17 protein-coding genes and 1 pseudogene are annotated in these 19,469 nt (G+C 61.9%); 8 read left to right on the top strand and 10 right to left on the bottom strand.

Features of this window, described 5'->3' with window-relative positions; genetic code table 11:
* Position 1: 1 nt before the first annotated feature.
* A complete protein-coding gene (locus tag IPP03_22085; protein ID MBL0355192.1) occupies positions 2–1,495 on the top strand; it encodes an NAD(P)H-hydrate dehydratase in 1,494 nt (497 codons plus the stop codon).
* Here IPP03_22085 and IPP03_22080 read toward each other — a convergent pair.
* The gene (locus IPP03_22080; GenBank protein ID MBL0355191.1) at positions 1,461–2,942 is read right to left on the bottom strand and encodes an FMN-binding glutamate synthase family protein; all 1,482 of its coding nucleotides are present in this window, start codon (positions 2,940–2,942) and stop codon (positions 1,461–1,463) included. The two genes, IPP03_22085 and IPP03_22080, sit on opposite strands and share 35 nt — an antisense overlap.
* A gap of 54 nt (positions 2,943–2,996) precedes the next feature.
* Here IPP03_22080 and nadC point away from each other — a divergent pair, with 54 nt between their 5' ends.
* Complete coding sequence (gene nadC, locus IPP03_22075; GenBank protein MBL0355190.1) at positions 2,997–3,860, top strand: carboxylating nicotinate-nucleotide diphosphorylase; 864 nt, start codon at positions 2,997–2,999, stop codon at positions 3,858–3,860.
* Positions 3,861–3,943: 83 nt separating this feature from the next.
* Complete coding sequence (locus tag IPP03_22070; protein MBL0355189.1) at positions 3,944–4,081, top strand: hypothetical protein; 138 nt, start codon at positions 3,944–3,946, stop codon at positions 4,079–4,081.
* Here IPP03_22070 and IPP03_22065 read toward each other — a convergent pair.
* The 5 genes and pseudogenes from IPP03_22065 to IPP03_22045 form a co-directional block, all read right to left on the bottom strand.
* Positions 4,068–4,703 (bottom strand): class I SAM-dependent methyltransferase, encoded by a 636-nt coding sequence (locus IPP03_22065; protein MBL0355188.1) that lies wholly within the window; start codon positions 4,701–4,703, stop codon positions 4,068–4,070. The two genes, IPP03_22070 and IPP03_22065, sit on opposite strands and share 14 nt — an antisense overlap.
* Positions 4,700–6,127 (bottom strand): threonine synthase, encoded by a 1,428-nt coding sequence (locus IPP03_22060; GenBank protein MBL0355187.1) that lies wholly within the window; start codon positions 6,125–6,127, stop codon positions 4,700–4,702. The genes IPP03_22065 and IPP03_22060 overlap by 4 nt, the downstream gene beginning before the upstream one ends.
* A 31-nt stretch (positions 6,128–6,158) precedes the next feature.
* A complete protein-coding gene (locus IPP03_22055; protein ID MBL0355186.1) occupies positions 6,159–7,283 on the bottom strand; it encodes a hypothetical protein in 1,125 nt (374 codons plus the stop codon).
* Positions 7,284–7,550, bottom strand: a complete 267-nt coding sequence (locus IPP03_22050) for a DUF2249 domain-containing protein (GenBank protein MBL0355185.1) — start codon at positions 7,548–7,550, stop codon at positions 7,284–7,286. It lies immediately after the preceding gene.
* Positions 7,551–8,112: 562 nt separating this feature from the next.
* A pseudogene (locus IPP03_22045) lies at positions 8,113–8,661 on the bottom strand (aconitate hydratase B).
* 669 nt (positions 8,662–9,330) lie between these two features.
* On the opposite strand from IPP03_22045, the gene IPP03_22040 reads away from it, so the two are divergent.
* From IPP03_22040 to IPP03_22025, 4 genes are all read left to right on the top strand, one after another.
* On the top strand, positions 9,331–9,996 hold the full coding sequence (locus tag IPP03_22040; GenBank protein MBL0355184.1) for a hypothetical protein: 666 nt from the start codon (positions 9,331–9,333) through the stop codon (positions 9,994–9,996).
* Complete coding sequence (locus tag IPP03_22035; protein MBL0355183.1) at positions 9,993–13,196, top strand: tetratricopeptide repeat protein; 3,204 nt, start codon at positions 9,993–9,995, stop codon at positions 13,194–13,196. Before IPP03_22040 ends, IPP03_22035 begins: the two co-directional genes overlap by 4 nt.
* 100 nt (positions 13,197–13,296) lie before the next feature.
* A complete protein-coding gene (locus tag IPP03_22030; protein MBL0355182.1) occupies positions 13,297–13,527 on the top strand; it encodes a DUF4160 domain-containing protein in 231 nt (76 codons plus the stop codon).
* Between the two features lie 132 nt (positions 13,528–13,659).
* Entirely contained in the window at positions 13,660–13,818 is a 159-nt protein-coding gene (locus tag IPP03_22025) for a diguanylate cyclase (GenBank protein MBL0355181.1), read from the top strand.
* 144 nt (positions 13,819–13,962) lie between these two features.
* Here the strand turns inward: IPP03_22025 and acnB are convergent, their stop codons facing one another.
* On the bottom strand, positions 13,963–16,560 hold the full coding sequence (acnB, locus tag IPP03_22020) for a bifunctional aconitate hydratase 2/2-methylisocitrate dehydratase (GenBank protein ID MBL0355180.1): 2,598 nt from the start codon (positions 16,558–16,560) through the stop codon (positions 13,963–13,965).
* Between the two features lie 471 nt (positions 16,561–17,031).
* On the opposite strand from acnB, the gene IPP03_22015 reads away from it, so the two are divergent.
* Positions 17,032–17,319 (top strand): hypothetical protein, encoded by a 288-nt coding sequence (locus IPP03_22015; GenBank protein MBL0355179.1) that lies wholly within the window; start codon positions 17,032–17,034, stop codon positions 17,317–17,319.
* Between the two features lie 102 nt (positions 17,320–17,421).
* Here the strand turns inward: IPP03_22015 and IPP03_22010 are convergent, their stop codons facing one another.
* Genes IPP03_22010 through IPP03_22000 form a run of 3 tightly spaced genes read right to left on the bottom strand, consistent with a single transcriptional unit; the run spans position 17,422 to position 19,357 of the window.
* Positions 17,422–17,736: a YkgJ family cysteine cluster protein gene (locus IPP03_22010; protein ID MBL0355178.1), complete on the bottom strand. Its 315-nt coding sequence runs from the start codon at positions 17,734–17,736 to the stop codon at positions 17,422–17,424.
* Positions 17,733–18,398, bottom strand: a complete 666-nt coding sequence (locus tag IPP03_22005; GenBank protein ID MBL0355177.1) for an SAM-dependent methyltransferase — start codon at positions 18,396–18,398, stop codon at positions 17,733–17,735. The genes IPP03_22010 and IPP03_22005 overlap by 4 nt, the downstream gene beginning before the upstream one ends.
* Entirely contained in the window at positions 18,398–19,357 is a 960-nt protein-coding gene (locus tag IPP03_22000; protein MBL0355176.1) for a tRNA-dihydrouridine synthase family protein, read from the bottom strand. The genes IPP03_22005 and IPP03_22000 overlap by 1 nt, the downstream gene beginning before the upstream one ends.
* Between the last annotated feature and the right edge of the window lie 112 nt (positions 19,358–19,469).

The following is a 19,469-nucleotide window of genomic DNA, read 5'->3' as shown; positions in this document are numbered from 1 at the left end:
GATGGACACCAACCTTTACCACAGCGCCAGGCTGCGCCAAATCGAAGCCGCTCACGCCGGCGAACCCCTCATGGAACGAGCCGGCGCGGCCGCCGCGGACTGGGCTTCTGCCTTGGCGCTGGAAAGCGATGTGCCGATCCTGATTCTCGCCGGCCCGGGCAACAACGGTGGCGACGCCTTCGTCGCCGCGCGCCTGCTGCGCGAACGCTTTTTCAAGACCTGCGTCGTGTTTGCGGGCGATCCCGGGCACCTGCCCGCCGATGCGGCAGCCGCCCATCGGCAATTCATCGGAGCCGGCGGCATCACTCTGCCGACGATTCCGGGCGACGGCCGCTGGGCGCTGATCATCGACGGGCTGTTCGGCATCGGCCTCACTCGTGCGCCAGATGGCCGTTACGCTGACTGGATCGCGACCGCCAACCAGCTTGCCGGGCGCGACGTCTGCCCGTTGCTCGCTCTTGACTGCCCTTCCGGCCTCGATGCCGACAGCGGCCGGGCCTTCAGTCCGTGCATCCACGCCAGCCATACGCTGACCTTCATCGGCGCCAAACCCGGGCTGCTGACCGCGGACGGCCCGGATCATTGCGGGGAGATCCGCGTTGCCAGGCTTGACCTGCATCTCGCCGCCGAAGTCGACGCCGACGGGCACGTCGTCGCTCTCGCCGACTTTGCCGCGCACCTGAAACCGCGGCGCCTGAACACCCACAAGGGCAGTTTTGGCAGCGCCGGCATCCTCGGTGGCGGCAAGTCCATGGTCGGCGCCGCTTTCCTGGCCGGTCGTGCCGCACTCAAGCTTGGCGCCGGCCGCATCTACCTCGGCCTGCTCGATGCGGATGCGCCAGCGGTCGATCTCGTCCAGCCCGAATTGATGATGCGCCGTGCCGACACGCTGCTGCAGAGCGACCTCCAGGCGCTCGCCTGCGGCCCCGGCATGGGCCGCTCGGCGGAGGCACTCCGCCTCCTCGAGCAATCGCTCAAGGCGCCCGTCCAGCTACTTCTCGACGCCGACGCGCTGAATCTGCTGGCTGACAACGGACGCATTGCGGGCCACCTTCACAACCGTGTCGACCCCGCCATTCTGACCCCGCACCCGGCCGAAGCTGCCCGCCTGCTCGATTGCCCAATCCGCGAGATCCAGGGCGACCGCGTCCGCGCCGCCTGCGAACTGGCCGAGCGCTATTGCAGCCACATCGCCCTGAAAGGCTGCGGGACGGTGATTGCCACAGTCGACGGCCGCTGGTGGATCAATTCCACAGGCAACCCGGGAATGGCGACGGCCGGCATGGGCGACGTCCTCAGCGGCATGATCGTCGCCCTCCTCGCCCAGGGCTGGCCAGCGGAAGCCGCCCTCCTCGCCGGCGTCCATCTGCATGGCGCGGCGGCGGACCGGCTGGTCACCAGCGGGGTCGGGCCGATCGGCCTGACCGCCGGCGAGGTCATCGATGCCGCGCGCGTGCTGTTCAACGAGTGGGCGGGTACGGATAAAGCATGTTGAGAGCGACGCTCTTGCCGTCGGGCTGGACGACGCGCGCGTGCTCGCGACGAAATTCCCGTGCATGCCGGAGGCCGCAGGCGTGAGCGATCATTTCGACCTCCTTGTTCAGGTTCCGCGTGTAGGCGGCAACCCGCTCGGCCTTGTCCTCGACCACCAGACCGCGCTGCAGACGTGGCAAATGGGTCGCGATGCCCGTCGGGCAGGAATTCTGGTGGCAGCGCAGTGCCTGAATGCAACCGAGCGAGAACATGTAGCCGCGTGCGGTATTGATGCAGTCGGCGCCGCAGGCCAGCGCCCAGGCGACCTTGGCCGGCGTCACCAGTTTTCCGGAAGCGATGACCTTGATCCGTTCGCGCAATCCGCTCTCGATCAGGGCGTCGACGACAAGCGGCAGGGCTTCTTTGATCGACATCGCCATGTGGTCGGCAAGGGCCTGCGGGGCCGCGCCTGAACCGCCTTCGCCACCGTCGACGGTCAGGAAATCCGGTGCGCTGCCCAGGCCGCGCCGGTGGATGGCGTCGACCAGTTGATGCATGAACTGCCAGCCACCGATCGCCGTCTTGATGCCAACCGGTTTGCCGGTGATTTCGCGTACCCGCACGACCATGTCAAGCAATTCGTCCATGTTGCCGATTTCCGGATGGCGATTGGGTGACAGCGAATCCTTGCCAAACGGAATGCCGCGGATGCGGGCGATTTCCTCGGTCACCTTGGCCGCCGGCAGGACGCCGCCCTTGCCGGGTTTGGCGCCCTGTGAAAGCTTGATTTCAAAAGCCCGAACGTTTTCCTGCGCGGCCACTTGGCGCAGCTTTTCCGGATCGAGCCGGCCACTGGCGTCGCGCACCCCGTACTTGGCCGTGCCAATCTGGTAGATCAGATCGCAGCCGCCCTCCAGATGGTAGGGGCTGAGTCCGCCTTCGCCGGTATCCATGTAGCAGCCGGCCTGCCCGGCACCGCGCGACAATGCCCGCACCGCCGGTTGCGAAATGGCGCCGTAGCTCATGCCGCTGATGTTGATGACGGACCGGGCGGCGAAAGGAGTGTCGCACCAGCCTTCGCCGATGATCAGCGGCGGCGTCGGCACGAACTCGTTGTCGAGGACCGGGAATGCGGCATTGACGAAGACCAGCGCCCCCGGCTGCGACAGTTCATAAGTCGAGCCGAAACCGAGAATCCCGGCCTCGTTCTTTGCCAGGCGATAGACCCAGGCCCGCGTTGCGCGGTTGTAGGGCATTTCCTCGCGGTCGTTGAGGAAAAGGTATTGCCGGAAATACTCGCCGAGATTCTCGAAGAAGAAACGTAGATGGCCGATGACCGGAAAATTGCGCAACACCGTGTGGCGCTTCTGCGTGATGTCCCGGATAAACCAATAGACTATGAACAGGACAACCAGCAGCGCTACCAGAACGCCGACGCTGACACGAAAAACGCTGGCTAACTCGGACATGGCACGCCTTCGGACGGTACAATCGTTTCTCCAGCATGCCTTGTGGCCGCCCTCATGTCCATCGAAATCGATCATCTCCTCGCCGCCGAAATCGCCCGCAATGTGGATGCCGCCCTCGCCGAGGATATCGGTCCCGGCGACCTGACCGCCAGTCTGGTTCCGGGTGGGCATGTTTCGCGGGCCACGGTGATTTCGCGCGAAGCCGGCGTGCTCTGTGGCCGCGCCTGGTTCGAAGGCTGCGTCAAGGGTCTCGACCCGGCCGCCGAGATCGTCTGGCGCGCCGCCGATGGCGAGCGCATCGCACCCGATCAACTGCTTTGCCAGATCCGCGCCAATGCCCGCGCGTTGCTTTCGGCCGAACGCAGCGCGCTGAACTTCCTGCAACTGTTGTCAGCGGTGGCCAGCAAGGCTCGTATCTACGCCGACGCGATCGCCAACAGCGGCGCACAGGTCGTCGACACCCGCAAAACGCTGCCCGGACTGCGCATCGCCCAGAAATACGCCGTGCGCTGCGGCGGCGGCGGCAATCACCGCCTGGCGCTGTGGGACGCGATCCTGATCAAGGAGAACCATATCCATGCCGCCGGGGGAATCGCGGAAGTCCTGGCTGCGGCACGGCGGGTTGCCGGACAGGCTGGCGACCGCTGCAGGTTCATCCAGATCGAGGTCGAATCGCTCGCCGAACTGCGCGTCGCGCTCGATGCCGGCGCGACGATGGTCCTGCTCGACAATTTCACGCTCGCCACGCTGCGCGAGGCCGCCGCGATCAATGCCGGTCGCGCGATACTCGAGGCATCGGGCAACGTCACGCTCGAAACCATCCGTGGTATCGCCGAAACCGGCATCGACCGCATTTCGGTTGGCGCGCTGACCAAGGACGTCAAGGCGCTCGACCTGTCAATGCGCTTCATGGATTAGCCTGACGGACTATGCGCTGCCGGGATTTTTGGTCATAATCGGTAACGACTGGCGGAAAACGTCAATTCTTGATGGGGGCTCGAATGCTGTTTGCACTGTTTTACGTGGTTGCGATTCTGGTTCTGATTCTGCATTTCACGGGCTTCCTTGCCCGTAACAACCTCGAATGGCTCGTTCTGGTACTCGCCGTTACCGTTTTTCCGGCGGTCATCTACCTGTAGCAGCAGGCTTGCGCGCGATCAGGTCGATCAGGGCCGAATGTCCGCTGTGCGCATTGCCCTCGTCGATCAGATCTTCGTGCTCTCTTAGCAGCACGATCTCCCATTCCGAAAATAATTCACGCAGCAACGGCTCGGTATAGAGGTTTTCCACAGCCGATGGGCCGCCGGTTCGGTATTCCAGCTGTTTCGGGGTATAGCCTTGCAGGAACAGCAAAGCACCGGGTTTGACCGCCTGCTGCATGCCGGCAATCTGCCGCGGCCGCTCGGCTGGCCCAGCGAACTGGATGAAAATGCCAACTACAGCATCGAACGCTTCGTTCGGCCAGTCCCAGTCAAAAATATCGGTCTCAATGAAGTCGACCGCGACATGTCGCACGCGCGCCAGCTTCGCCGCTTTTTTCAGCGCCACCGGCGAAATTTCGGTCGCCGTAACAGTGCAGCCCTGCTCGGCCAGCCACACCGAATTCCGCCCTTCGCCATCGGCTACCGACAGCACATTCACGCCAGCTCCGAAATATTCGCTCTGCGCGGCGAGAAACTTGTTGGGCGCCGTGCCGAACAGGTAGTCATCACCCGCATCGCGATAGCGGGCCGACCAGAAGGCTTCGTAATCGAAACTCACACGTGCTCGACGATAAACTGCTTGATCGCAGCGACATCCGGCGCCATGACGACCACGCGTTGCGGCAGGTTCTCGATACCCTTGAGGTCGGCCGGACGCACCGGCTCGGTGCCCAGGGCCTCGCGGATGGTTTCCTCGAACTTGGCCGGCTGGGCCGTTTCGAGGACGATCATCGGGATGTTGGGTAGACGATGTTCGAGCGCCACCTTCAGGCCATCGGCGGTGTGGGTGTCGAGCATCACGTTGTAGCGACCCTGCGCGAAGCGGATAGTCTTGATGCGGTCGTTGTGCGTGCTCTTGCCGGAAACGAAGGCAAAATTCGGCAGGTTTTTCCAGTAGACCGTAGCAGACAGGTCGAAAGCCTGCCCCTTATCCACCTTGGCCCACAATTCGGCAACAACGGCCGGATCGCGGCCGACCAGATCGAACACGAAGCGCTCGAAGTTGGAAGCCTTGGAAATATCCATCGACGGGCTGGACGTGATGCTGGTTTCGACCGAGGTGCGCGGCCTATAGACGCCGCTGCGGAAGAACTCGTCGAGTACGTCGTTCTCATTGGTGGCCAGTACCAGACGGGCAATCGGCAGCCCCATCTGGCGCGCGATATGGCCGGCGCAGATGTTGCCGAAGTTGCCGGACGGTACAGCGAAGGCGACCTGCTCGTCATTCGATTTCGTCGCCAGGAAATAGCCCTGGAAGTAATAGACGATCTGCGCGGCGACGCGCGCCCAGTTGATCGAATTGACGGCACCAATCTTGTACCTGGCCTTGAATTCGGCATCGTTGGAAACCGCTTTGACGATGTCCTGCGCGTCGTCGAACATGGCGGTGACGGCAATGTTGAAGATATTGGCGTCCTGCAGCGAATACATCTGGGCGCGCTGGAAGGCGCTCATCTTGCCGTCCGGTGACAGCATGAAGACCTTGACATTGTGCTTGCCGCGCATGGCGTATTCGGCCGCCGAGCCGGTGTCGCCCGAGGTGGCGCCGAGGATGTTGATCGACTCACCGCGTTTGTCCAGCACATACTCGAACAGGTTGCCGAGCAACTGCATCGCCATGTCCTTGAAGGCCAGGGTCGGGCCATTGGACAGTTCCTGCGTGTACAAGCGGTCTTCGAGCCGGGTCAGCGGTGTGATCTGCGCCGCATCGCCACCGTTGCGGGTATGGCAATAGACCTGCGCCGTGTAGGTTTTGGCGACCAGCGCCTTGAGGTCGGCCGCCGGAATGTCGGTGATGAAACGTGACAGGATCGCGTAGGCCAGATCGGCGTACGCCAGCTTGCGCCAGGTATCGAGTTCGGCCCGGCCGATCTGCGGATAGGTTTCAGGCAGGTAAAGGCCACCATCCGGGGCCAGCCCGCCGAGCAGGATGTCGCAGAAAGACTGGGGCACGGCGTGGCCGCGGGTCGAAATGTAATGCATGGCGAAGCCCTGAAATACGAAAAAAGTGATTTTACCGCGTTGACCGGGAGACACGCATAGCCTGCACCAGCCCGCTGGCGAGCAGCAGCAATCCGCCGGCCAGCAGCGCTCCGCCAAGCTCATTCAAACCACCAAGCAGCGCCAGCGCCGCAGCGATAAACAACGCTGTCCGCCAGCCGCCGGTGGCGGCCAGTTTCTGGCGCATGATCTGGCGCGCCGGAATGCTCGGCCCCGGCCAGCGCCATACCGGCAGCAGTTGGCTGAGCGCTCCGGTCACCAGTGGCAGCAGGAAGCCGACGCCCCAGGCGAGCAGGGTCGGCCGTCCCGGCATCAAACCGGCACCGTGCGCCAGTCCGGCGCCCAGCGTGATCAGCAGACCGATTGTCGCGCCGAGCAAGGAAACGGCGACGCCGTCGCCCAGCAGGCTGCGCATTCCGAAACGTCGCACCCACTGGCCGGCCAGGCCGATCGTGGCAACCAGCATCAGCGCGGCGCCCGGCATGGCAAATGGCCACATCACAGCGACACCGCTAGCGATGACCAGCGCCCCACCCACCGCCAGCCACAGACGGCGACGCAGCCAACTGGCCGCTTCCGGATCGGGCTTGCCGAGCGCAGTGGGCAGCAGCACAGGCAGCGTGCCAAGCGCCGCCAGCCCGACCAGACCAAGCGTGTTCAAGTGCAGGTGAAACAGGCGTAAGGGTTTCCAGTACTGCGGCCAGAGCGCCTCCAGCAGAATAGCCAGCAGGGCCAGCATCAGGCAACCGAGCGCCGCGCCGTACCAGCGCCAGCCGGGATGCGGCGAACCGAGCGTGGCACGCACGCGGGCAGCAATCCAGTTGAGCAAAATTGCCGCCAAAAGCAGGTCGACCGCGGCAGCCACATATAACAGCCAGTACGGCACCAAGCCCTGCATCGCGGCAACGACGACGATGCCCGCCAACTGGGCGGCGCCAGGCAAATGTGTGACCAAGCGCCCGGGATCGCCGGTACGGGTCAGGACCGGGACAAAATGGCTCATTGCCGCGAAGATCAGCGGCACGATGCCGACGGCGAACGCCAGATGCGCCACCGCCAGCGGCGAGCCGACCCCACTCAGCGCCAGAACGGCGCTGCCCAGCAAAGCAAGGAGGGTCAGGCTCGCGGTATGAAGCAATCAGCTCACAACGGTAAAGTCGATCACGATGGCGCCCGGCTCGCGCTGCTTGTACTCGATGCCCAGACGATCGCCGTAGCGTTGCTGCAACTGGGCCAGCAGCGGCAGCGGATCATGGTCGTTGCAGAAGCGCATCGTTTCACCCGGCATCAGCGCATCGAGCGCACCAAAAATCGCGGCGTGGCGGAAACGCTTGGCGATGCCGCGTGCATCGAAAGGGTAGAGAGCTTCCTGGGTGGTGTGGTTGCAGACGTGAATTGGTTCCATTGGGATTCCTCAGCGACGCTACCGGATTGGCAGCCGATGGAAATTGTGACAAAGCAGCAGGTCTCTTTCCTTGATACGAATCGAAATCACTGCTCTTTGGCTCGGGTAAACCTTACCCTGTGTGTGAGTCGATGGCAAACGCTCGCGAAGGATCATGGGAGAATCGAGACGCGACAGGCGTTGTGGATCAGCAACCTGTCCCGGCTGGGTCGCCCGATCCGGCAGCACTGGCCGAAGTTGGCGGACGTTGTACGTCGGCTCGAAGGGTACCGCCAATGCCGAGACCTTTGTCTGGGCGGCACACCGTCCCTGGCGGGTGGAAAATCGCCTGCATTGGGTGCTCGATGTCCGCTTCCGCGACGACGAGCGCCGGGTGCGCAAAAGGACCATCTACCACAGACCCTGTTGGCCCTGCGCCAGTTCGCCATGTCCCTGCTGCGCCACGGCAAGCAGTACCCAAACGCAGCCTGCGGAGCCGCCAGCCGGTTGCCAACGAGCCGACGGTGGATTGTTGCGGTCGACGCCAAAATTCCCAGAAAAGTCCGGCGACGGTTTTCGCTTGTTACATCTCGACGGTTTCCGCCACTTCCACGAATTCCGCAATCTTGTCGAAGTTCATGTAGCGATAGACTTCGGCGGCCTTGGCGTTGACCAGCTTGATCTGCTCCATGTATTCCGCGACCGTGACGATGCGGCCGGCCAGCGCGCACATGGCGGCCAGTTCGGCGGAACCGAGGTAGACGCGGGTGTCGATGCCGAGGCGGTTCGGGAAGTTGCGCGTCGAGGTCGAGATCGCAGTGCTGCCCCTCTTGATCTGCGCCTGGTTGCCCATGCACAGCGAACAGCCGGGCATTTCCATGCGCGCACCGGACTTGCCGAGGATGCTGTAGTAGCCTTCTTCGGTCAGGATCAGCGCATCCATCTTGGTCGGCGGGGCGATCCACAGGCGGGTCGGGATGTCCGACTTGCCTTCGAGGACCTTGGCGGCGGCACGGAAGTGGCCGATGTTGGTCATGCACGAACCGATGAAGACTTCCTCGATCTTGTCACCGGCGACTTCGGACAGCAGCTTGGCGTCGTCCGGATCGTTCGGGCAAGCGAGGATCGGCTCGGTGGCTCTAGCCAGACAATCCCTCACATAGCTGCGCCGATGGAAATTTAGGGCACCGCATTTACGAAAAGTTGGCTCTGGGGAGACGGCGACTCAACTGCTTCGAAGAAAGCCAGAGCGGGGTGCGGTGCAGGGTTTCCATCGATTCACGCGCACTGTGGCTGGGGCTAGCAGCTAACTGAGGAAAATAGGATAATGAAAACAGGTTTTGTCAATTAGCACTCGCGATAGTCGCCGTTACTCAGCATAAACTGCTCACTCCCCATGGTCCCAATTCCGTTGGTTTCGTCTCAACCTGCGAGCTTTCTGTTTGACCGCGCTCGCAATTCCCATCCGTGGCTTGCGGCGCTTGGTACGCTGCAAGGCAGCAGCATGCCCGGACATGCACCGCTCGCGCAAAACTGGCGCATGGACGTGCGGGTAGATGCCGAACGGGAAGCTCATCTAGTAAGTGCAGGTTGTTTCCCGTCGGGGAGTTCCGGTGGAGGCTTCGACGCCGCCATCTCTGAATATTTCGCGCACTTCCTATGTCGTTCTCCCGCTGCAGTGCCATGCGCTGACTATGCCGAAAACGCAAACCGGAGCAATCTGATACCGTTTGAAGAGCGCCCCGCGCGTAACCATCGACTTCTGCACCTAGCATCCGTAAATAGTCTCCTGAGGCGTCTCATGAAGCCTTCGGTGGCCGCTAAAGTGGACTTCGAGATCGCTGTTGTTCGCTTGACCGGCATTCGCCTTCCCGCGACTCCAGGCGGCAGCGATATTGATAGACTGGTCACCGCGCTACAAACAAAAGGGTTGGATACGATCAAGGAGTTTGCGCAAGCAATTTCCGACGGACTTGGTAACAGCGAGCCCCATTGGTGGGCAGCGTTTTCTCATGAAATCGGGGACCTGAGCGCCGTTTTCGACTGGACGGATGCCGTCAGGAAAACCGGGCAAGGGCATGTCGAACAAGGCGAATGGATGCTGGCTTGGCGTTATTCGCCGGAGTTGGCCGGCAAACTCTACCGTCCGACTGTAGCCGAAGCCGGTTCATACGCCTTCCACTTTCCCTCGCCACCACTGGCCAGCTACGGCATAGCGATGCCGCTTGCGGCTGGTCTACCTGTTGTCCGCGAGTTGATTCACGCACCGCTCAAGGGTGAGATCAGTGCCGAAGCCTGCATCGGTTTTGGCAGGATTGTCAACATTCCAGTGGTCGTACGAGGGCCGCATGACATTGCACCGTGGTTCCAGAAAAGGCGACGTGAGCACGGCCAAGCGCTTGTTCAGAATCAGCCGCCGGAGATCCCGGCTCGTTCCTGGTTGCAACGGCACGCCATATTGACATGAATATCACTCAAGCCGCACGGGCCATCCTGCGCGACCAGCTAGTCCACATCGCTAACAGTGGCAAGGCAGAAGCGCTTCAAGCGTTGTTGAGTGGTGCAGGCTTGCCCGCCACTACGCATGATGCCGAAGCGGCGGAACAAATCCACGATGCGCTTGAGGCTGGCGACCGCTACGCCAATCTGGCGCGGCGCATCGCTCGCCTGCTGGCCCGTTTGATCCAACGGCGCACAGATGCGCTGGAGCAACGGCTCGCCGCGCTGGAAGGCGCGGCGATTGCTGGCGGTAGCACGCAGGCATTCGAGCGCTGTTACCTGGAAGACGAAACCTACGTTTTCAACCTGTTCCTGTTGGCCTCAGCACTACCCCGCCAAGAAGAATTGTTCGTTGGCTTGCAGCGTTTCCATGAAATTGGTTTCCAGCGTGACGTGGTGCTTGCCAGTTCCAACAATCGTGTGGGTTTCCAGTTGCGCCGCGCCCTTGCCGAACAACAGAGCGGCAGCGAATTGCGCGCTTACTGGATGGATTTGCTGGAGGAGCGGGGGCGCAACTGGAATCCGGCGCGCCGAACCGAATTGCTCGAAGCTTGGCACGGCTTGCTCGCTACCTTGGATTTCGACGCCGACCTGCAAGACACGCTGTCCAGTCTCGACAAGGGATTGCGGGCTCTGCATGGGAGCATCGAACGCCATCCCGAAGCCATAGCACTGCTGGAGATGGCGCTGTGGCGCCTAGGCAATGCCTATCCGCTCGATCCGCTCACCTGGGTCAGCTATCTGTCACCCGCTTGGGCGAAATGGCCAGAACTGTTGCAGGATGTCGCGACTCGCACCTGGCCCGGCCTGGAACCCAAAGCGCACGAAGAAATGCCGCTGTTGCCGGACGACTTGGACGCGCTTGTCGCAGCAATGCAGGTCAGCGATCAAGAAAAATTGCGCGACATTCTTCAGCGCGGTGCTGCGGACGAAGCGAGGAACTTAATTAACGGCCTTGTTTTTTCACCACCAACTATTGCCGGCCAGCCGCCGCAAGCAGTTCGCACCTTACTCAACAGATTGCTCGAGCACCTGTGGCCAACCGGTAAAAGAACCGTTTCCAGCATGACGCAACACGAAGGCGAGGAATGGGCCGGATCGGGTTACAACAACCGTCCTGCACGCAGGGGATCCATTGATCGTCTGGCGCGCTTGGAAGCTGTCAACCGAACGCTAACGGAAATCGAACGCCGCCTGAGCGAAGGCGACGATGCTGCTGCGCGGCGTTTCCTCGACGAATTGCTCGAACAGCAGCGCAACTCACCGCTTGCAGACCGATATCTACATACGGCCAAGACTCTGGCCAATGCGGCGACCATCGTGCAACGTTTCGGCGAGTTGGAATGGGCGGAAAGATTGTTGCGCGAGGCCTGTCGCGAGAATCACGACGACGAAGTATCGGCCAACGGTCTGGCGGACGTTCTGAAGGCGCGCGGCGAACTGGAGGCGGCGGAAACGCAGTACCGGCAAAACACGGCGCGCTGGCCGAATAACGAAGTATCGGCCAACGGTCTGGCGGACGTTCTGAAGGCGCGCGGCGAACTGGAGGCGGCGGAAACGCAGTACCGGCAAAACACGGCGCGCTGGCCGAATAACGAAGTATCGGCCAACGGTCTGGCGGACGTTCTGAAGGCGCGCGGCGAACTGGAGGCGGCGGAAACGCAGTACCGGCAAAACACGGCGCGCTGGCCGAATAACGAAGTATCGGCCAACGGTCTGGCGGACGTTCTGAAGGCGCGCGGCGAACTGGAGGCGGCGGAAACGCAGTACCGGCAAAACACGGCGCGCTGGCCGAATAACGAAGTATCGGCCAACGGTCTGGCGGACGTTCTGAAGGCGCGCGGCGAACTGGAGGCGGCGGAAACGCAGTACCGGCAAAACACGGCGCGCTGGCCGAATAACGAAGTATCGGCGTGCGGTCTGGCGGACGTTCTGAAGGCGCGCGGCGAACTGGAGGCGGCGGAAACGCAGTACCGGCAAAACACGGCGCGCTGGCCGAATAACGAAGTATCGGCCAACGGTCTGGCGGACGTTCTGAAGGCGCGCGGCGAACTGGAGGCGGCGGAAACGCAGTACCGGCAAAACACGGCGCGCTGGCCGAATAACGAAGTATCGGCGTGCGGTCTGGCGGACGTTCTGAAGGCGCGCGGCGAACTGGAGGCGGCGGAAACGCAGTACCGGCAAAACACGGCGCGCTGGCCGAATGACGAAGTATCGGCCAACGGTCTGGCGGACGTTCTGAAGGCGCGCGGCGAACTGGAGGCGGCGGAAACGCAGTACCGGCAAAACACGGCGCGCTGGCCGAATAACGAAGTATCGGCGTGCGGTCTGGCGGACGTTCTGAAGGCGCGCGGCGAACTGGAGGCGGCGGAAACGCAGTACCGGCAAAACACGGCGCGCTGGCCGAATGACGAAGTATCGGCCAACGGTCTGGCGGACGTTCTGAAGGCGCGCGGCGAACTGGAGGCGGCGGAAACGCAGTACCGGCAAAACACGGCGCGCTGGCCGAATGACGAAGTATCGGCCAACGGTCTGGCGGACGTTCTGAAGGCGCGCGGCGAACTGGAGGCGGCGGAAACGCAGTACCGGCAAAACACGGCGCGCTGGCCGAATGATCGCATCGCTGTCAACGGCTTGGCCAATGTGTTGCGCAAACAAAAACGCCATGTCGAGGCGCTTGAACTATTGAGCGACCGTTCGGGCAGTCTAGTGACGCCCCAAGATACTTACGACCTGCATTTGCGCGCGATGATACTGCTTGATCTGGGCCGTCTCGGAGATGCACGGGTTGCGCTCGAACTGGGGCTGAAAGCAGTTCTTGCGCCGCGGGACCCAGCTGCATTCCGGAGCGGACTGGCCTTGGTGGCGCTTCGCGAGAGAGAGTTCGAGGCAGCTCGAACAATACTTTCCGCGCTACCCGCCAACGTGATACCGCTTGACCTGATACGCCTGCACGTGGAGGCGGCGCAGAATCGCGGCGACCAGGCGGGCAACCTGGCGCGCGTGCTCGGTGGTCGGCAGAGCCAGATGAAATTCGGGGAAGTTCGCGTTTTCGAACTCGTTCGGAATGGTTTCGGCATCAGTTCCGCTGGCGTTGGACGGCAGCCAGCAAATGATGAACTGGACGAAATATTCGATGCGGAAATCGAGCTCCTGTTGGCTGCCTGAGTTGTAGTGGTGCTAAAGCTGCAGAGGCGACTATGGCCGCAAGGTGGCAAACCTGAGCAAGGGATCAGACCATAATTCCAGCTATACCTTTTCGAATTCCATGCCTACCATTAGCCGCTTCTTCAGTATTCTGATCCAAACATTAATTCATGCCGAACATGATCTGCCGCATTTTTATTCTCTCTATGTGGAACTCAAAGCGCTGATTGATATTCCAACGCTTGAAACCGTCGAAGGCCGGATGCCACTATGGGAGATGAGGATGGTGTTGAAGTGGGCCAGCGAACATCGAGCAGAGTTGCTGGACTGGCCCTACCACGCAGTGCGCTGATCGAACCCATAGTCTGATCTCAGTTGAGTTGCAGGTCGGTATCGGCAAGGCCGGCCTCACGCAACACCCAAAGCGGCGCCCCCTCCGCCGGTAGCAGATGAAGCGGCGTTGTCGCCTCACGCGCAGATATGTATGAATCTGATGGATCACCTCACGCTCCAGGTGATTAGGAAATTCAACGCCACCGGCGGACGCAACCAAGGTGACCGTGTGCTGCAGGCGGTTGCCAAAATTTTTCAGGGAAGTCCGCGCAAGCACGATACGACCTGCCGACGGGCGCGCACGCGTTGAGCGGCTGATATCTCCGACTGGATGGCAGTTCTTCTAACATAGGCCAAAAGCCCCCGCCGGGAAACTGGCGGGGGCTCTTTGTTGCACCCCAAGGGCACTTCCTACGGGCGCGGTCGACGCTCAAAAAGCGTTGATTTTCACAACTTACATCTCGACGGTTTCCGCCACTTCCACGAATTCTGCAATCTTGTCGAAGTTCATGTAGCGATAGACTTCGGCTGCCTTGGCATTGACCAGCTTGATCTGCTCCATGTATTCCGCGACCGTGACGATGCGGCCGGCCAGCGCGCACATGGCGGCCAGTTCGGCGGAACCGAGGTAGACGCGGGTGTCGATGCCTAGGCGGTTCGGGAAGTTGCGCGTCGAGGTCGAGATCGCCGTGCTGCCCCTCTTGATCTGCGCCTGGTTGCCCATGCACAGCGAACAGCCCGGCATTTCCATGCGCGCGCCGGACTTGCCGAGGATGCTGTAGTAGCCTTCTTCGGTCAGGATCAGCGCATCCATCTTGGTCGGCGGGGCAATCCACAGGCGGGTCGGGATATCCGACTTGCCTTCGAGGACCTTGGCGGCAGCGCGGAAGTGACCGATGTTGGTCATGCACGAACCGATGAAGACTTCGTCGATCTTGTCGCCGGCGACTTCGGAGAGCAGCTTGGCGTCGTCCGGGTCGTTCGGGCAAGCGAGGATCGGTTCCTTGACGTCGGCGAGATCGATCTCGATTACCGCCGCGTATTCGGCGTCGGCATCCGGCTGCAGCAGCGTGCCGTTGGCGATCCAGTCTTCCATGGCGATGATGCGGCGCTTCAGGGTGCGGGCATCCTGGTAGCCTTCGGCGATCATCCACTTCATCAGGGTGATGTTCGAGCTCATGTACTCGACCATCGGCTCCTTGTTGAGGTGCACCGAACAGGCGGCGGCGGAACGCTCGGCGGCGGCGTCGGAAAGCTCGAATGCCTGCTCGATCTTGAGATCGGGCAGCCCTTCGATTTCGAGGATGCGGCCGGAGAAGACGTTGATCTTGCCCTTCTTCTCGACTGTCAGCAGGCCGGCCTTGATCGCATAGTAGGGAATGGCGTTGACCAGATCGCGCAGCGTGATGCCGTCCTGCATCTTGCCCTTGAAGCGAACCAGCACCGATTCCGGCATGTCGAGCGGCATGACGCCGGTGGCGGCGGCGAAGGCGACCAGACCGGAACCGGCCGGGAACGAGATGCCGATCGGGAAGCGGGTGTGCGAGTCGCCGCCGGTGCCGACGGTATCCGGCAACAGCAGGCGGTTCAGCCAGGAGTGGATGATGCCGTCGCCGGGGCGCAGCGAGACGCCGCCACGGGTCGAGATGAACGACGGCAGTTCGCGGTGCGTCTTGACGTCGACCAGCTTGGGATAGGCGGCGGTGTGGCAGAAAGACTGCATGACGAGGTCGGCCGAGAAGCCGAGGCAGGCCAGATCCTTGAGTTCGTCGCGGGTCATCGGGCCGGTCGTGTCTTGCGAACCGACGGTGGTCATCTTGGGCTCGCAATAGGTGCCCGGACGGATACCCTTGCCTTCCGGCAGGCCGCAGGCGCGGCCGACCATCTTCTGGGCCAGCGAGAAGCCCTTGCCGCTGTCGACCGGATCCTGCGGCAGGCGGAACAGGGTGCTCTGCGGCAGGCCAAGGAATTCGCGCGCCTTGGTCGTCAGGCCACGCCCGACGATCAGCGGAATGCGGCCACCGGCGCGGACTTCGTCGAGGATGACCAGGGTCTTGAGCTGCGATTCGGCGATCACGGTACCGTTCTTGGTGGCGGTGACCTTGCCGGTTTCCCGATCAACCGTGAGGTTGATCTCGTCGCCCATGTCCATCTGGCCGGCGTCGATTTCGATCGGCAGTGCGCCGGCATCTTCCATCGTGTTGAAGAAGATCGGAGCGATCTTGGAGCCAAGGCAGACGCCGCCGAAACGCTTGTTGGGGACGAAGGGAATGTCCTCGCCGGTGAACCACAGCACCGAGTTGGTGGCGGATTTGCGCGATGATCCGGTACCGACGACATCGCCGACGTAGGCGATCACGTGGCCCTTGGCAGCCAGCGCTTCCAGTTGCTTGAGCGGGCCACGGGCGCCCGGCTCGTCCGGTTCGATGCCGGCCCGCGGGTTCTTCAGCATGGCCAGCGCGTGCAGCGGGATGTCGGGACGCGACCAGGCGTCGGGCGCCGGTGACAGGTCGTCGGTATTGGTTTCGCCGGTGACCTTGAAGACGGTCAGCGTCTGGAAGGAAGGAACATCGATACGCGAGGTAAACCACTCACCGTCGGCCCAGGACTGCATCACGGACTGGGCATTGGCGTTGCCGGCCTTGGCCAGTTCGGCGACATCGTGGAAGGCGTCGAAGACCAGCAGGGTGCGCTTCAGACCCCTGGCCGCCACGGCGCCGATGGCAGGGTCGGTCAGCAGGTCAATCAGCGGCTTGACGTTGTAACCGCCGAGCATGGTGCCGAGCAGTTCGGTGGCTATCTCCCTGGAGATCCTGGCGCAGGGTTCTTCATTCTTGGCAACCTTGGCCAGGAACTCGGCCTTGACCTTGGCAGCGTCATCGACACCGGCCGGCACGCGAAAGCTGAGCAGCTCGACCAGGGCCGATTCCTCGCCTGCAGGCGGGTCCTTCAGCAGGGCGACCAGTTCGATGGTCTGTTGTTTGGAGAGGGGCAGCGGGGGGATACCAAGGGCTGCACGTTCGGCGACGTGGGCGCGATAGGCTTCAAGCACGGCGACTTCCTTTCGTAAAGGCTTGCTCTGGGAAATGTTTATTTTACGTCAACGGCGGCGACTGCATGGTTCTGCTTTTTGCTTCCCCAAGGCCAGCTCGCCGGTCTTGTACATTTTTAACGCGGATTTATTGGCAGATGTGGCGCCTTGCCGAATGACGGAATCGGGAAAATTGCCTGTTTTTTCGGCGTCGACCGCGACGGCCCCATTCGGCGGCGATTCCTGCCACTTGTCCCGTGCTTATCCACAGCCTTGTGCGACCATTACGGGGATAAGCGAAGATTGTTGTCGAACTGCGCAATATGCCGCGGTAGGTTAATTTCCGCCCCGTTATGTGCGCGACCGAACAGATAGTAGTTCGTTTCCCGACTATACTTATGCAGCACTGGTGAAGGCGAGAAACAAACAGGCGCCATTGTCAGGCCACTTCAAAACCAAGCCTTTCCATTTCAGATAGCAAGGGAGCAGATCATGACAAAAAGAGACGAATACACCGCAAAAATGAAACTTCAACTTGACGAGTTGAATACCAAATTAGATGAACTGGAGGCTAAGGCCCAAGAGGCAAAAGAGGATGCGCGCGACAAGTACAAGGCTGAAATGGCCAAGTTGCATCATCAGTCAACACTGGCTGTCGCCAAACTCGAAGAACTCAAGGCCGCTGGCGAAGATTCTTGGGACAAGATGGTCGCTGAAATGGAAAAAATCCGCGATGCATTTATCCATTCATTCAGCTACTTCAAGTCCCAGATCAAGTAGCCTGCAGCAAACTACGTACTGGCCTTGATACCAGCGACCAGGCAGAGATTCACGCCGCCTGGTTATCCCTTTTACTGACCACCTCTTGCTCGCGAGTTGTATCTATAACTTCGGGAGACCGTGGCGCTGCCGCGCCCGCGCACAGGCGTCGTGGGCGGTATCGAATTCGCGGCACGGCGACGGGCGTTCTTCGTAGATTCTGCAACGCACGCACTGGCCAATCGTTCCTTCCAGCGCAACGCAGCGTGGCGCGGCCGCATCGGTGCCGCGCAGGCGAACGATGGCCGGTGTCACCGGCACGGTCATTTCCAGCGGCACACCCTGCCCCCAGGCAAAGGCACCGCTGGCCAGCTCGGCCGGATGAAAATCGACACGCAAGCTGGCGCAGCAGGCGCCGCAACTTTGACAGACGTTCATGGCAGATTGACCCGGCAGCGCCACAGCGAGTGGCTGGAAGCGAGGTATTTCTTCTCGAACAGTGTCAGCGGATCATCGGTCAGATACGGCTCGGCAGCCACCGGTTGTCCGCTTAGCAAGGCCAGCGCCTGCGCCATTTCCTCGATATAGATGCGCCAGTTGCTGCGACACTCCAGTTCGCCGCCCAGTAGAAGCCAGGTCGGAAAGACGGCATGCCCATGCCAGCGCCGCGCCAGATGGCCGATCTTCGGCCACGGGTTCGGGTAGAGGATGTAATGGCGCGCCAGCCGGATGTCGCTCGCGGCCAGCAGACGCCAGAAATCGACCAGATCGGCGCGAACCAGCAGCGCATTGGCCGGGAGCGGCAGAGGCTTGCGACGACTGATGCGGTCGACCGACTGATCGACGCCAAAAACGAAATGTCCGGGAAAGCTCTCGGCGATGCGCTGCGTGCTCCAGCCGACGCCGCAGCCGGCGTCGACAATCAGCGGTGCGTTAGGTCGCCAGCGATCGCGGGCAGCCAGTGCGGCAGAAAAGGCGGCACGGTTGTAATCGAGTATCGGCTTGCGAAATGGATGCGTCATGTGACGGCGCACCAGCTTTTCCAGATCGCGGTGCGGGCCGTCCTGCGCGCTGGCAATGAAACGCGAGTTGCCGTCCATCAGGCGGCCAGCGGTAAGTTTTCGATAATGCCTGCAGCGACCAGCAGGCGGTCGATTTCCTCGGCTGACTTGACCGGACGCAGGCGCTGATAGAGCAATTCGGCCTGCGGATAATGGCGACGCAGCAGCATCAGCCACTGCTTGAGGCGGCCGCCGGCATGGACCGGTAATACCCGTTCCCGCACACCATGCCAATAGGTGGCAACCGACGGAATCAGCGCGTCCCAGCCGCCGACCGCTTCACCGCGCAGGCGCCGGGCGAGCAGCGGGTCAGCCAGGGCACCACGGCCGATCATGATGTCGGCACAGCCCGACTCGAGCTGGCACTTGCGGAAATCGTCGACCGTCCACACCTCGCCATTGGCGATGATGGGGATGTTAACCGCCGCGCGCACGCGGTCGATCTGCGCCCAGCGTGCAGGCGGGCGATAGCCGTCGACCTTGGTCCGGCCATGGACAATCAATTCGTCGGCACCTCCGGCTTCGATGGCGCGGGCGCAATCGACGGCCAGCAAATCGTCCGCGATGCCGAGACGCATTTTTGCCGTAAATGGGATGTCGACCGGAACAACCGCGCGCACGGCGCTGACAATGTCGTAGAGCAGTTGCGGCTCGCCGAGCAGCGCCGAACCGCCACGATGGCGGAACACGGTCGGCGCCGGACAACCGAAATTGATGTCGATGCCGGCCGGCCGATACCCGAGCGCACGCCGCGCGTTGGCTGCCATAAAATGCGGATCGGAACCGAGCAGTTGAACGCGCATCGGCGTCCCGCTCGCCGTCCGGCTATCGTTGAGCAGCTCCGGGCAGGTGCGCAGGAAAGTGCGATTCGGCAGGACACTCTCGGTTACCCGGATGAATTCGCAGATACCCCAGTCGTAGCCGCCGATCGCCGTCAGCACGTCGCGCATCAGCGGATCGGCAAGACCCTCCATCGGGGCGAGAAGAATGCGGGACATCGGGATTCCGGCGGGATGCTCAAGAGGCCGGCATTATAAGTCCTCAGGAATACAGTCGCGATCCGGCAACGGGTCGGCTGACGTCGCAGGAGGCAGGAACTTGGTTTCGATA

The organism is Candidatus Dechloromonas phosphoritropha (assembly GCA_016722705.1).
GTDB lineage: Bacteria > Pseudomonadota > Gammaproteobacteria > Burkholderiales > Rhodocyclaceae > Azonexus > Azonexus phosphoritrophus.
This window is presented reverse-complemented; position numbering and strand designations above follow the sequence as displayed.

Excerpts from the sequence above, each read along its gene's own strand:
- IPP03_22070 (MBL0355189.1), top strand. The coding sequence starts at position 3,944 with ATGCTGTTTGCACTGTTTTACGTGGTTGCGATTCTGGTTCTGATTCTG.
- IPP03_22000 (MBL0355176.1), bottom strand. The coding sequence starts at position 19,357 with ATGTCCCGCATTCTTCTCGCCCCGATGGAGGGTCTTGCCGATCCGCTG.
- IPP03_22040 (MBL0355184.1), top strand. The coding sequence starts at position 9,331 with ATGAAGCCTTCGGTGGCCGCTAAAGTGGACTTCGAGATCGCTGTTGTT.
- IPP03_22035 (MBL0355183.1), top strand. The coding sequence starts at position 9,993 with ATGAATATCACTCAAGCCGCACGGGCCATCCTGCGCGACCAGCTAGTC.
- nadC (MBL0355190.1), top strand. The coding sequence starts at position 2,997 with ATGTCCATCGAAATCGATCATCTCCTCGCCGCCGAAATCGCCCGCAAT.
- IPP03_22025 (MBL0355181.1), top strand. The coding sequence starts at position 13,660 with ATGAATCTGATGGATCACCTCACGCTCCAGGTGATTAGGAAATTCAAC.
- IPP03_22080 (MBL0355191.1), bottom strand. The coding sequence starts at position 2,942 with ATGTCCGAGTTAGCCAGCGTTTTTCGTGTCAGCGTCGGCGTTCTGGTA.
- IPP03_22060 (MBL0355187.1), bottom strand. The coding sequence starts at position 6,127 with ATGCATTACATTTCGACCCGCGGCCACGCCGTGCCCCAGTCTTTCTGC.
- IPP03_22085 (MBL0355192.1), top strand. The coding sequence starts at position 2 with ATGGACACCAACCTTTACCACAGCGCCAGGCTGCGCCAAATCGAAGCC.
- IPP03_22015 (MBL0355179.1), top strand. The coding sequence starts at position 17,032 with ATGACAAAAAGAGACGAATACACCGCAAAAATGAAACTTCAACTTGAC.
- IPP03_22010 (MBL0355178.1), bottom strand. The coding sequence starts at position 17,736 with ATGAACGTCTGTCAAAGTTGCGGCGCCTGCTGCGCCAGCTTGCGTGTC.
- IPP03_22030 (MBL0355182.1), top strand. The coding sequence starts at position 13,297 with ATGCCTACCATTAGCCGCTTCTTCAGTATTCTGATCCAAACATTAATT.
- IPP03_22050 (MBL0355185.1), bottom strand. The coding sequence starts at position 7,550 with ATGGAACCAATTCACGTCTGCAACCACACCACCCAGGAAGCTCTCTAC.
- IPP03_22005 (MBL0355177.1), bottom strand. The coding sequence starts at position 18,398 with ATGGACGGCAACTCGCGTTTCATTGCCAGCGCGCAGGACGGCCCGCAC.